Genomic DNA, 12,024 nt, shown 5'->3' on the forward strand with positions numbered 1-12,024 from the left:
CTCGGTAGCGTGGGAGAAGCGGCGCTCGATGAGCTGAGCTCCGAGCTGCGGGCCGACTGCAGCCGCTGCTTCGCCCTGTGCTGCATCGCCCTGCGATTCGCGGCATCGGCCGACTTCGCCATCGACAAGGAGGCCGGCACTCCGTGCCCGCACCTCGCGGAGGACGACAGCTGCAGCATCCACACCGGCCTGCGCGGGCGTGGGTTTCGCGGCTGCACCGTCTATGACTGCCTGGGCGCGGGCCAGAAGGTCTCGCAGCAGACGTTCGGCGGAATCTCCTGGCGACGACCGGAGGTCTCGGGCACCGAGATGTTCGCGGTGTTCGACGTGATGCGGCAGTTGCACGAGCTTCTGCTCCACCTCTCCCAGGCGCTGATGCTGCAGGCGGCCGTCGAGGTGCACGAGCGGCTCTCGTGGGCCCTCGCGGAGACGCAGCGGGTGAGCGACGGCTCACCGGAAGACCTGCTCGCATTCGACCTGAAGGAGCACTGGGCCGGCGTGGATGAGCTGCTGCGCGCCGCCAGCGCAGCCACTCGCGCGGAGGCTCTCGCTGGACGACGACCGCATCCGCGCGCCGGCCGCGGCGCCGACCTGGTGGGTGCACGGCTGCGCGGAGCCGACCTCGTCGGCGCCGACCTTCGGGGCGCGTACCTCATTGCGGCCGATCTTCGGGGCTCGGATGCCGCCTTCGCCGACCTGATCGGCGCCGACCTGCGCGATACCGACCTGCGCGGCGCCGATCTCTCCCGTGCGCTGTTCCTCAGTCCTCCGCAGGTCGCTGCTGCCATCGGGGACGCCACGACACGGCTGCCGGCCGGAATTCCGCGACCCGCCTCGTGGGGGTGAGCAGCGCCGCCCCGCGAGATGCGATTCTGTGCCGGCGACGACGGCGCTCTACGCTCGGAGCATGAGCATCCACCCCGAGCCCGCGCGCTCGGACCGGGTGATCGGCGCCGCCACCCAGGTGGGCACCGAGGTCAGCATCAACTTCGGGTCCTCGCTCGCGGGGCTCACCGTGCCCGTGGTGGGAGCATTCCTCGTCGTCGCCGTGCGCCAGCTCGTCATGGTTCTCGTCGTGCTGCCGTTCTACCGACCCCACCGCTCCGAGCTGACGTGGCGTGCGCTCTGGCCGGCGATCGCCCTCGGCGTCGTGCTGGCCGTGATGAACCTGTCCTTCTACGAGTCGGTGCACCTGTTGGGGCTGGGCGTTGCCGCGACCATCGAGTTCCTCGGACCGCTCGCCCTCGCGCTGGCCATGTCGCGCCGGCTCCTGGATGCCGTGTGCGCGCTCGCCGCGGCCCTCGGCGTCTTCCTGCTCACGGGCTTCGACGGCACGACGAACCTGTGGGGCGTGCTGCTCGCGCTGACGGCCGCCGCAGCGTGGGCCGCGTACATCGTGCTCACCCGCCAGGTCGCGCTGAAGCTGCCCGGCCTGCACGGGCTGACGGTCGCGAGTGTCGTGAGCCTCGTCCTGCTGCTGCCGCCCACCCTGGTGACGCTGCAGTGGAGCGCCCTGGACACCCGCATCCTGCTCCTGCTGCTCAGCATCGGAGTGCTCTCCTCGGCGCTTCCCTACAGCCTCGACACCTTCATCCTGCGCCGCATCACACCGCGCCTCTACGCCATCATCACGAGCTTCGGCCCCGTCGTCGCGGCCGTGTTCGGATGGCTCGTGCTCGGCGAGCAGTTCAGCACGATCGAGGTGATCGCCATCGCCGTCGTGTGCGTCTCGGCCGGGACGGCGATCGCCACCCAGCGCGAGCGCGCCAAGACAGACCTCGAACTCACGGCGGAGACCATTCCCTGACCGCCCGAGGATGCCGCCCTGAGCCTCGCCCGACCATCGTCAGGGCAGCTTCACGACCGGCAGATCGTCCTTCCAGGTCAGCGCGACGGCGTTCATGCCCCGGTAGATGACGTTCTCGTCCCACGAGTGGAAGAAGAGGCGGTCGCCATCGTCGGTGTGCAGCACCTCCTGGCCACCGGGACCGTAGTAGCGGCCGTCGCTCGACTCCGTCGACAGCAACGGCCCGGGCTGCTTCTCGTACGGGCCTGATAAGGCGGGTGCCGAGGCGACGCCGATGGCGTAGGCATCCGTCGCGTAGTCGTTGGCCGAGTACAGCACGATGTACCGGTCGCCGTGCTTGAGCATCGTCGGCGCCTCGACGAGATTGCCCTCCCACTGCTCGGTCTGTGTGAACAACCTGGTCGAGGCTCCGGCGAGCGAGAGCCGATCCGCGGCGAGCGGAGCGATCTCGATCCAGGTGTCGAGGTTGCAGCAGTTGCCGTCGTTCTTCCACAGCAGGTACGCCGTGCCGTCATCGTCGACGAAGGTGCTCGGGTCGATCGCACCACCCTGGTCCAGCGGGCACAGCAGCGGCGCATCCCCCACCGGCGTGAAAGGACCGGCTGCCGTCGGGCTCGTCGCCGTGCCGATGCACTGCTTCTGCGACGCCCGGTCTTCGGCGACCACGAACATCACGAAGCCCCCGTTCGGGAGTTCTGAGACGTCGGGCGCCCACGTGCGGCCCGCGACGGCCCACGACGGCAGGGTCGGCAAAGCGTCCTGGTCCGAGAGGTCCCAGTGCTCGAGGTCGGTCGATGTCGCCAGTTGCACATTGATCGAGGGCGAGTTCGTCGCGTAGGCCACGTAGCCGTCGCTCGTCGAGATGAGGTCCGGGTCAGCGAAGGACGCATCGATCACGAAGGTCGAGGCTGGCGTCTGCGACGTCGACCCGGCGCCCGAGCACCCGGAGAGCGCCAGGAGCGCGGTGACCGCGACCGCGCCGACGATGCCTCTTGTCGGCGTGCGCAGCAGACACACGCGCTCAGCCCTTCACCGCGGAGCCCGCAACGGATTCGACGATCTGCCGCTGCGCGAATCCGAAGAGGACGAGCACCGGCACCGAGGCGATCACCGCCCCCGCCATCACGATCGCGAAGTGCGTGGAGTACGCGCCCTGCAGTTGGGAGAGGCCGGGCTGCAGCGTGAGGTTCTCGGGCGAGAGCAGCACGTAGACCGGCCAGAGGAAGTCGTTCCAGTTGTTCAGGAACGACAGCACGGCGAGCGTGGCCAGCGCCGGCCGGGCCAGTGGCAGCACCACCTGCAGGAAGATGCGCAGTTCACCGGCGCCGTCGATGCGGGCGGCCTCCTCGATCTCCACGGGCAGCCCCACGAAGAACTGCCGCAGGAAGAAGATGCCGAACGCCCCCGCCGCCCCGGGAATGGTGATGGCCCAGATGGTGTCGAGCCAGCCGAGGTTCTGCACGATGAGGTAGTTCGGGATGAGGAAGACCACCGGCGGTACGAGCAGGGTCGCGACGATGGCCCCGAAGACGAACTTCTTGCCGGCGAAGTCGAGCCGGGCGAGGGCGTACGCCCCCATCGATGCCGTGACGAGGATGAGGATGCTCTGCACGGCGGCGGCCGCGAAGCTGTTCCACAGCCACAGGAAGATGGGCTGCTGTCCGCTCGAGAGTGTCACGTAGGCGTCGAACGAGAACGGGTTCGGCACCGGCGAGTAGGGGTTGCGCACCGCATCCGCGTCGGTCTTGAACGACGTGATGAGAATCCAGACCAGGGGCAGGATGATGATGAGCGCGATGGCGATGAGAACGACGTAGAGCAGGGTCTTCGCCGTGATCGACCGGCCCGACGCCCGACGTTTGGCGGGCGAGGTGGGAGTGCTGCTCGGGCGTACCGGTGTGGCCGGGGCGGCTGTCGTCGTCATGAGACGCCCTTCTCGACGCGCTCGCGCTGCAAGCGGAAGTTGATGATGCTGATGATGGAGAGGAAGGCGAAGAGCACGTAGCTCATCGCGGCCGCGGGGGCCATGTTGTTCTGCGAGAGGCCCTGGTCGGCGATGTACATGATCGCCGAGCGGGTGACGTTTCCCGGGTGTCCCTGGGTGATGAGGTAGGACTGCCCGAACATGTTGGCCGACGCGAGGATGGTGGTCGTCGTGACGAAGGTCATGACCGGTCGCAGCCCGGGAAGGGTCACGCTGATGAACTTGCGCCACACGCCGGCGCCGTCGAGGGACGCGGCCTCGTAGAGGTCGTTGTTGATTCCCTTGAGGCCAGCCAGGATGATGATGGTGTTCAGGCCCATCGTCCACCACACCGTCACGCCCACGAGCGTGACCCACGCCCACGGAACGTCGACCGTCCACGGGATGTCGTCGGGCAGCCCGATCAGGCCGAGCAGGTGGTTGACCACGCCCGCCTGGGTGTCGAGCAGGTAGACCCAGATCACGCCGATGACGCCGACGCCGAGAACGTAGGGCGCGAAGAAGATGGTGCGGAACAGGCTTCCCGCCCGGATCTTCTGGTTGAGCAGTACGCCGATGAACAGGGGCACGATGATGAGCAGCGGCACACTGCCGAGCGTGAAGATGCCCGTCGCGATCATCGACTGCCAGAAGTCGCCGGAGGTGGTCGAGCCGGGGGTGAAGAGGTCGACGTAGTTCTGCACTCCGACGAAGTGCTGCACGTCGCGGAACGGGCTCCAGTCGGTCAGGCTCATCCACAGTCCGAAGATGGCCGGTGCCACCACGAACACGCAGAACAGGATGAGGAACGGCGCCAGGAACAGGTAGGCGACAAGCGTCTGGCGGCGCCGGCGCGGCGAGCGCTTGTCGGTGAGAGGGGCACCGAGCCCCCCGGCGCTCGCGCGCCGGGGGGTCACGGGGGCTGCGACCGTATCAGCCACCGTACTTGCTCTGGTTCTGCTCGAGGAGCTTGTCGGCCTTGGCCTTGGCGTCGTCGAGAGCCTCCTTCGGCGACTTCTTGCCCGTGAGCGCCTGCGAGAGCGCGGTGGTGATGGTCGCGTTCGCCTCCGCGATACCGGGGGATACCGTCTCGTAGTGGGCGTATTCGAGCTCATCCATGAACGGCTGCAGGTTCGGGTACTTCTGCAGCAGGCTCGGGTCTTCGCGCACCGTGTTGTCAGCGGGAAGCTCGCCCGTCTCGGCCCAGCCGGCCGAGTTGTCGTTCATCCACTTGACGAAGGTGGCCGCTGCGGCGGTCTCGTTCTTGTCCTGGCCCTTGTTCGACGGGAACACCCAGTGGGTCGAGCTCGACCAGACAGCCTTCTCGTCGCCGATCTGCGGAACGGGGGCGGCCTGCCAGTTCAGGGGGCCGAAGGCGGAGTTGGTGGTCTGCCAGACCCCGTTCCAGTTGAACGCGGTGTCGCCCGAGATGAGCGCGTTGATGTTGGCGTCCTGGGCGACGTTGGCGGGGCTGTAGCCCTTGTTCACCATATCGACCATCCAGGTGAGCGCCTTCACGCCGGCCTCCGAGTTGAACGTGGCCTCGGTGACGTCGTCGTTGTAGAGCTCGCCGCCGTACTGCCAGATGAGCGACTCGAGTTCGAAGGTTCCGGTGAAGACGTAGCTGTCGACCCATTCACCCTGAACGCCGGCGGCCTTCAGCGCATTGAGGGCCGCGGTGTAGGAGGCTGCGTCGGTCGGAACGTCGGTGACGCCGCCCTTGGCCAGCACGTCCTTGTTCACGTAGAGGCCCAGCGGCGTGACGCTCCACGGTACGGCGTACTGGGCATCCTTGTAATTGCCCTTGTCGAAGACGCCCTTCGGGAAGTCGTCTGCCGAGTAGTCGAGGCTCTTGACGATGTCGTCGCTCTTCAGAAGCAGGTTCTGGGCGGCGAACGTGGCGAGGTCGTCGCCGTGCAGCACCGCGACATCCGGCCCCTTGCCCGCCTTGATCGCGAGCGGCATCTTGGCGATGACGTCGGCCCACTCGAGCGGAACGTCCTTGACCACGATGTTGTCGTGCTCGGAGTTGAACTTCTTGATGAGCTTGGGAACGAGCACGGGGGCGGCGCCGCCCGTCCAGCCGTTCCAGAACGTCACGGTGACCTTGGGTCCCTTGTAGTCTCCGCCGGCGACGGCCGCCGAGCCGCCACCGCCCGAGTTGCCGCAGCCGGTCAGCGCCAGGCCGACGGCGAGCGCGAGGCCGGCGCCGAGTGCACGACGCACGGATGCCTTCTTCATGTGATTGCTCTCCTTTGAGTCGGGCGCCGGAAGAACCGGCACCGGGCAGACCGGAGCAGGACACCGGTCAGTGGAGTGCGAATTTACAGCGCTGAAAGTAGGGTGTCAAGGGTGTTGCGCGCCGAGGAACGCGCCTCACAGTAGAGTCGTCGCGGAGGAGACATGCGGGGAGTGCGTCTGCAAGACGTCGCGGAGCTGGCGGGCGTATCGATGAAGACCGTCTCCAACGTCGTGCACGACTATCCGCACGTCAGCGTCAAGATGCGCGAGCGCGTGCAGCGCGCGATCGACGAGCTCGGCTACCGGCCGAACATGATGGGACGGCGCCTGGCGACGGGGAAGACCGGCCTGATCGCACTCGCGTTCGCGAACGTCTCGATCCCGTACTTCGCCGAACTCGCCCGGGTGGTCTCGGCCAAGGCTCAGGAGCTGGGCTATCGAGTGCTGCTCGAGGAGACCGATGCGACCCTCGAGGGCGAGAGGGCCGTCGTTGCCAGTTCCGAGGCAGGTCTCGTCGACGGCGTGCTCTTCCAGCCGAGCGTGATGTCGTCGACGGAGATCGCCCGCCATCGCGGCGACGTTCCCATCGTCACGCTCGGAGAGGGCGCGGCCCCGCTCAGCATGGACCGGGTGATGATCGACAACGTCGCCGCGGCGACGGATGCCGCCCGTCACCTGATCCGACTCGGCCGGCGCCGTATCGCGTTCGCAGGGCACGAAGCCGCCGGGCTCTCCGCGACGTCGAACCAGCGCATCATCGGCTACCAGCAGGCGCTCGAGCAGGCAGGACTGCGCGCGGATCCCGCTCTGCTCATCGCGAGCGAGTCGATCTCGGCGGCAGGCGCCCTCGCCGCCGTGGGCGCCGCCTGGGATGCCGGCCTCCGGTTCGACGGCCTCGTCTGCCGCGACGACCTCGCCGCGATCGGAGCGCTGCGCGCGCTCCAGGAGCGCGGCCTGAATGTTCCGAACGACGTCGCCGTCACGGGATGGGACAACATCCACCTCACCGCCGTGACCTTTCCCAGCCTCTCGAGCATCGCACCGGACCTCGAGGCGCTCGCCGAGCGTGCGCTCGCCCTGCTGCTCGAGCGCATCGCCGGCTTCGACGGCCTCGGCAGGCACGAGCTCGTGGGCTACGAGCTCGTGCTGCGCGAGAGCGCGCCAGCGGCTGCCGCATCCTGAAACGCTGTTTTACAGCGCTGCAGATTTGAGGCATGCTTGTCGCCATGATCAGTGACGACCACGTGCCTCTGCCGCCTGCGAGCGAGCAGGACGGGCGCTACCCGCGCCCGCAACTGGTGCGTGAGCACTGGAGTGACCTCTCCGGGCCGTGGGGGTTCGCCTTCGATGACGAGAACGTCGGGCTGGCGCAGCGCTGGTTCGCGCAGCCGGCTTTCGATCGCGAGATCACCGTGCCGTTCCCGCCGGAGTCGCCGGCGTCCGGCATCGGCGACACCGCCTTCCACCCGGTCGTCTGGTACCACCGCGAGGTGAGCCCGTCCGAACTGGAGGCGAGCGGCTACGCGCACGGCACCCGGCTCATGCTGCGATTCGGCGCGGTCGACTATCGGTGCGACGTCTGGGTCGACGGTGTGCACGTCGGTGCCCACGAGGGCGGCCATACGCCCTTCGCCTTCGACGTCACGGATGCGCTGGCCTCGGACGAGCGGCACAGCATCGTCGTGCGTGCCGAGGACGATCCGATCGACGTCACCCAGCCCCGCGGAAAGCAGGACTGGCGGGAGCAGCCGCACGTCATCTGGTATCACCGCACGACGGGAATCTGGCAGCCGGTCTGGTTGGAGGCGGTTCCCGGTGTCGCCGTCGAATGGGTGCACTGGAGCGCCGACCCCGCCGCGGCCACCGTGCGGGCGCACGTCGGCTTGACCTCGACGGCGCCGACGGGCTCCCGGCTCGCCCTCGAACTTGGGTTCCGGGGCGCCACGCTCGGGGCCATCGAGGTCGCCGTCTCGACGCGTGAAGTCGAGCTCGTGGTTCCACTGCAGCGGCAGACCAATGGCCAGGCCTACGAGGAGCTGCTGTGGTCGCCCGAGCACCCCCGGCTGCTCGATGCGCAGATCCGGCTCGTTGCGGGAGGCGCGACGGATGTCGCCGCCTCGTATGTCGGGCTGCGTTCCGCCGCGGTCACGCGCGGACGCTTCATGCTCAACGACCGGCCCTACTACGTGCGGTCCGTGCTCGGCCAGGGCTACTGGCCCCAGTCGCACCTCGCCGCCCCTTCGGCGGAGGCGCTCCGGGCCGAGGCGCAACTCATCAAGGACCTCGGCTTCAACGCCACTCGAGTGCACCAGAAGTTCGAGGACCCGCGGTTCCTGTTCTGGGCCGACCGGCTCGGCCTGCTCGTGTGGGGTGAGTCTCCGGCCAGCTTCACGTTCACGCCCACCTCGGTGGGCCGATTCGTTCGCGAGTGGCTCGAGGTCGTGCACCGCGACTTCTCGCACCCCTCCATCGTCACCTGGGTGCCGCTCAACGAGAGCTGGGGCGTGCAGCACATCGCGCACGACCCGCGGATGCGGCACTACGCCCGGTCGCTCGTGGAACTCACCAAGGCGCTGGACCCCACCCGACCCGTGGTCTCGAACGACGGATGGGAGCAGGTCGACACCGACATCGTCGCCATCCACGACTACGAGGCTGCGGCATCCGTCGTGCGGGAGCGGTACGCCGACCGAGCCGCGATCGAGCGGATGCTGGCTGGCATCGGACCAGCCGGCCGGGTACTCGTGCTCAGCGGCGACGTGTCGGAGGCGCCCGTGATGCTCACCGAGTTCGGCGGCATCTCGTTCGATGTCGATGGCGACGAGCGCGACAGCTGGGGGTACTCGGTCGTCACGACTCCCGAGGACTTCGCCGACCGGCTCGCGCTCTTGTTCGGCGCCGTGCACGCCAGCGCCGTGCTCGCGGGGTTCTGCTACACGCAGCTCGCCGACACGCTGCAGGAGACGAACGGGCTCGTGACGGCGGACCGCGTTCCGAAGGTGCCGGCGGAGCGCATCCGGGCGATCATCGCGAACGCGCTGCCGGAACACCCGGCCCCCTGAGGCTGCCCTCCGCACCGCGTTCCCGGAGCGTGTCGAAGGGACGTGCGTCCTGCTGGGTCGTCACAACGCTTCGACAGGCTCAGCGAGCGGCACTTGCGAAGGCAACCACCCGTTCCCTGAGCTTGTCGAAGGGACGCGCGTTCCGCTGGGTCGTCACCACGCTTCGACAGGCTCAGCGAGCGGTACTTGCGAAGGCGACCACCGTTCCCTGAGCGTGTCGAAGGGACCGTGAGTTCTGCTGGTTCGTCACCACGCTTCGGCAGGCTCAGCAAGCAGCACGCGCGAAGGCGACCACTTGTTCCCTGAGCTTGTCGAGGGAGCGTGAGTTGCGCTGGGTCGTCACCGCGCTTCGACAGGCTCAGCGAGCGGTACCTGCGAAGGCGACCACCCGTTCCCTGAGCTTGTCGAAGGGAGCGCGAGTTCCGCTGGTTCGTCACCACGTCCGTTCCCTGAGCTTGTCGAAGGGACGCGCGTTTCGCTGGGTCGTCACCACGCTTCGACAGGCTCAGCGAGCGGTGCTTGCGAAGGGAGCGCGCGTTCGGCCTCACCACGCTTCGACAGGCTCAGCGAGCAGCATTTGCGGAGGCGACCGCCCGTTCCCTGAGATTGTCGAAGGGACGCGCGTTGCGCTGGGTCGTCACCACGCTTCGACAGGCTCAGCGAGCGGTACCTGCGAAGGGAGCGCGTTCGGACTCGCCACGCTTCGACAGGCTCAGCGAGCAGTCCCAGCAGCGGCACGACGGACCTGACCCCAGCAGGGTCATGCCCACCCGGATTGGCTCTAGAAAGCGCTCTCTCGTTCCGCTACCGTCACGAACGAGAGCATCCGTCAGGTATGCCGTGAAGAAGGAGCATCCGTATGAGCGAGACCCCCGCCGCCACCCTCGCCGACTGGGAGGTGGCGGAGATCGATCGCGCCAACGCCTCCGGCCGCATCCCCGTCGTGTTCGTGCACGGCCTCTGGCTGCTCTCGAGCAGTTGGCAGCCGTGGCGGGACTTCTTCGAGGACAATGGCTACACGACGCTTGCTCCGGGATGGCCTGACGACCCGGCGACCGTCGCCGAGGCCCGCGAGCATCCGGAGGCATTCGCCAAGAAGATGGTGCAGCAGGTGACCGATCACTACCTCGCCGCCATCGCGCAGCTCACCGAGGCGCCCATCGTGATCGGGCACTCCTTCGGAGGCCTCATCGCGCAGAAGATCGCCGGCGAGGGCGTCGCCCGCGCAACGGTCTCCATCGACAACGCGCCCTTCAAGGGAGTGCTGCCGCTGCCCGTCTCCGCCCTGAAGTCGGCCGCGCCGGTGCTGACCAACCCTGCCAACGCGGGCAAGGGCGTCTCGCTGACCTGGGAGCAGTTCCAGTTCGGCTGGGTGAACGCGCTCAGCGAGGAAGAGGGCAAGGCGCTCTACGAGCAGTACCACGTGCCGGCCGCGGGCGCCCCGCTCTTCGAGGCCGCCTTCGCCAACTTCAATCCCTTCGGCGGCCAGACCGCCGTGGACTCGAAGAACCCCGAGCGCGGGCCGCTGCTCATCATCGGGGGCGAGAGCGATAACACCGTTCCGCCGGTCATCACGAACGCCAGCTACAAGATCCAGTCGAAGAACCCCGGCGTCACCGAGGAGCTCACCGTTCCCGGCCGTGGGCACTCGCTGACCATCGACAGCGGGTGGCGGGAAGTGGCGGACGAGGCGCTCGTCTTCCTGCAGCGGTACGCACCGGCCGAGTAGCGCGGGAAGCGCCCTCGCGTCGACCGGTTGCTGCGGCGGATGCACCGGGGTACCTTCTTGCTGACGTGAACTCGGTCGCGCGCATCGCTGAGGGACCGATCGCGCGGTCCGCGCCGCAGTACAGCCGCATGAGTCGGGTGCTCGAGGAGGGGTGGGCATGATGAGAGTGCGAATGCGCCGAGCAGTGAGCGTCGTCGCGATCACCGTGGCGGCTCTCACTGCGACCGCGTGCAGTTCACCGTCCAGCTCCGACTCGAGCGCGCTTCCGCCCGTGATGGCCGACATCTCGGAGGTGAACGGCACCACCGTCGAGCTTCCGCTCGACCAGACGCTCGTGATCACCGGCGATGATCAGACCTACACGACCTGGGATGCCGACATCTCGGATCCGGACATCGTCACCTTCACCAAGGGACGCGATGACGGCAGCGCGCAGTTCAACCCGGGCTTCGAGCCGAAGACGCAGGGCCAGACCGAGGTGACGATGAACAATTCCGAGAGCGGCGATTCGGTCACCTTCACGGTCAAGGTCACGCCGGGCGCTTCGTAGACTCCGGCCAGCTGCCCGGCAGTGTGTCGTCGAGCACGGAACGGATGCGTTCCATCTGCTCTGGAACGGCGATGCCGGGAAGCAGCAGCAGCCACATCTCGCGCAGACGCTCCGGAAGGTCGTCGTACCCGGTGAGCACGGCCGAGACGAGTTGCACGCCGGTGAACGCGGGGATGACGAAGCGAGCCAAGGCGTCGGTGTCGACCTCGGCGCGCACGTCGCCCTCCGCGACGGCCGCCGAGAGGAGAGCCGCGATCGCCGGTATCCAGTCCTCGAACGGCGAGGCGAGGGGAGGGTCGAAGCGGTCGGCCTCATTGGTCAACCGCACGCCGGCCCGCACGACGTCATCGGAGGAGACCAGCCGGCCGAAGTCGGCGCACAGTGCCATCGCCGCCGCGAGCGAGCTCGGCGCCGCCGCGATCACCCGCTCGGCGGATGCCTGTGCGATGCGTTGCTCTTCGGCCAGCACGGCGCGGGCGACCTCCTCCTTCGACCGGAAGTGGAAGTACAGTGCACCCTTCGAGATGGCCGTCTCGGCGTGGATGTCGCTGAGCGCGGTCGCCGTGTAGCCCAGTCGTGCGAACACGCGGGCGGACCCCTCGATCAACCGTTGCCGGGTCTCACGCGCACGCTGCTGCTGGGGCACGGCCATAGCTTCAGCGTAACGGGCCT

Annotated in this window: 11 protein-coding genes; 6 read left to right on the forward strand and 5 right to left on the reverse strand. The window is 68.0% G+C overall.

Features of this window, described 5'->3' with window-relative positions:
• Positions 1–9: 9 nt before the first annotated feature.
• Together WDJ51_RS10805 and WDJ51_RS10810 are read left to right on the forward strand one after the other, a co-directional pair.
• On the forward strand, positions 10–846 hold the full coding sequence (locus WDJ51_RS10805; protein WP_337852467.1) for a pentapeptide repeat-containing protein: 837 nt from the start codon (positions 10–12) through the stop codon (positions 844–846).
• A 61-nt stretch (positions 847–907) separates the two neighbouring features.
• Positions 908–1,807 (forward strand): EamA family transporter, encoded by a 900-nt coding sequence (locus WDJ51_RS10810; RefSeq protein WP_337852468.1) that lies wholly within the window; start codon positions 908–910, stop codon positions 1,805–1,807.
• A 39-nt stretch (positions 1,808–1,846) separates the two neighbouring features.
• Here the strand turns inward: WDJ51_RS10810 and WDJ51_RS10815 are convergent, their stop codons facing one another.
• From WDJ51_RS10815 to WDJ51_RS10830, 4 genes are read right to left on the reverse strand one after another with little or no spacing between them, the layout of a single operon-like run.
• Entirely contained in the window at positions 1,847–2,824 is a 978-nt protein-coding gene (locus WDJ51_RS10815) for a glycoside hydrolase family 43 protein (protein ID WP_337852469.1), read from the reverse strand.
• A 4-nt stretch (positions 2,825–2,828) separates the two neighbouring features.
• A complete protein-coding gene (locus WDJ51_RS10820; protein WP_337852470.1) occupies positions 2,829–3,731 on the reverse strand; it encodes a carbohydrate ABC transporter permease in 903 nt (300 codons plus the stop codon).
• The gene (locus WDJ51_RS10825) at positions 3,728–4,711 is read right to left on the reverse strand and encodes a carbohydrate ABC transporter permease (protein ID WP_443218485.1); all 984 of its coding nucleotides are present in this window, start codon (positions 4,709–4,711) and stop codon (positions 3,728–3,730) included. The genes WDJ51_RS10820 and WDJ51_RS10825 overlap by 4 nt, the downstream gene beginning before the upstream one ends.
• Positions 4,704–6,011 carry an ABC transporter substrate-binding protein gene (locus tag WDJ51_RS10830; protein WP_337852472.1) on the reverse strand — a complete coding sequence of 436 codons (1,308 nt, stop codon included), beginning with the start codon at positions 6,009–6,011 and terminating at the stop codon, positions 4,704–4,706. Before WDJ51_RS10830 ends, WDJ51_RS10825 begins: the two co-directional genes overlap by 8 nt.
• A 162-nt stretch (positions 6,012–6,173) precedes the next feature.
• Between WDJ51_RS10830 and WDJ51_RS10835 the strand changes: the two genes are divergently transcribed.
• The 4 genes from WDJ51_RS10835 to WDJ51_RS10850 all read left to right on the forward strand — a co-directional run bounded on the left by WDJ51_RS10835 (position 6,174) and on the right by WDJ51_RS10850 (position 11,352).
• Positions 6,174–7,193: a LacI family DNA-binding transcriptional regulator gene (locus tag WDJ51_RS10835; RefSeq protein ID WP_337852473.1), complete on the forward strand. Its 1,020-nt coding sequence runs from the start codon at positions 6,174–6,176 to the stop codon at positions 7,191–7,193.
• 44 nt (positions 7,194–7,237) lie between these two features.
• Positions 7,238–9,073: a glycoside hydrolase family 2 protein gene (locus tag WDJ51_RS10840; protein ID WP_337852474.1), complete on the forward strand. Its 1,836-nt coding sequence runs from the start codon at positions 7,238–7,240 to the stop codon at positions 9,071–9,073.
• An 859-nt stretch (positions 9,074–9,932) separates the two neighbouring features.
• Positions 9,933–10,802 (forward strand): alpha/beta hydrolase, encoded by an 870-nt coding sequence (locus tag WDJ51_RS10845; RefSeq protein WP_337852475.1) that lies wholly within the window; start codon positions 9,933–9,935, stop codon positions 10,800–10,802.
• A 157-nt stretch (positions 10,803–10,959) separates the two neighbouring features.
• Positions 10,960–11,352, forward strand: a complete 393-nt coding sequence (locus WDJ51_RS10850) for a hypothetical protein (protein ID WP_337852476.1) — start codon at positions 10,960–10,962, stop codon at positions 11,350–11,352.
• Here the strand turns inward: WDJ51_RS10850 and WDJ51_RS10855 are convergent.
• On the reverse strand, positions 11,333–12,004 hold the full coding sequence (locus tag WDJ51_RS10855; protein ID WP_337852477.1) for a ScbR family autoregulator-binding transcription factor: 672 nt from the start codon (positions 12,002–12,004) through the stop codon (positions 11,333–11,335). The genes WDJ51_RS10850 and WDJ51_RS10855 overlap by 20 nt on opposite strands.
• Positions 12,005–12,024 lie beyond the last annotated feature (20 nt).

Origin of the sequence: Rathayibacter sp. YIM 133350 (assembly GCF_037404875.1) — a bacterium.
Taxonomy (GTDB): domain Bacteria; phylum Actinomycetota; class Actinomycetes; order Actinomycetales; family Microbacteriaceae; genus Orlajensenia.

Coding starts and splice junctions, on each gene's coding strand:
- WDJ51_RS10810 (WP_337852468.1), top strand. CDS start 908: ATGAGCATCCACCCCGAGCCCGCGCGCTCGGACCGGGTGATCGGCGCC.
- WDJ51_RS10820 (WP_337852470.1), bottom strand. CDS start 3,731: ATGACGACGACAGCCGCCCCGGCCACACCGGTACGCCCGAGCAGCACT.
- WDJ51_RS10830 (WP_337852472.1), bottom strand. CDS start 6,011: ATGAAGAAGGCATCCGTGCGTCGTGCACTCGGCGCCGGCCTCGCGCTC.
- WDJ51_RS10835 (WP_337852473.1), top strand. CDS start 6,174: ATGCGGGGAGTGCGTCTGCAAGACGTCGCGGAGCTGGCGGGCGTATCG.
- WDJ51_RS10840 (WP_337852474.1), top strand. CDS start 7,238: ATGATCAGTGACGACCACGTGCCTCTGCCGCCTGCGAGCGAGCAGGAC.
- WDJ51_RS10845 (WP_337852475.1), top strand. CDS start 9,933: ATGAGCGAGACCCCCGCCGCCACCCTCGCCGACTGGGAGGTGGCGGAG.
- WDJ51_RS10850 (WP_337852476.1), top strand. CDS start 10,960: ATGATGAGAGTGCGAATGCGCCGAGCAGTGAGCGTCGTCGCGATCACC.
- WDJ51_RS10855 (WP_337852477.1), bottom strand. CDS start 12,004: ATGGCCGTGCCCCAGCAGCAGCGTGCGCGTGAGACCCGGCAACGGTTG.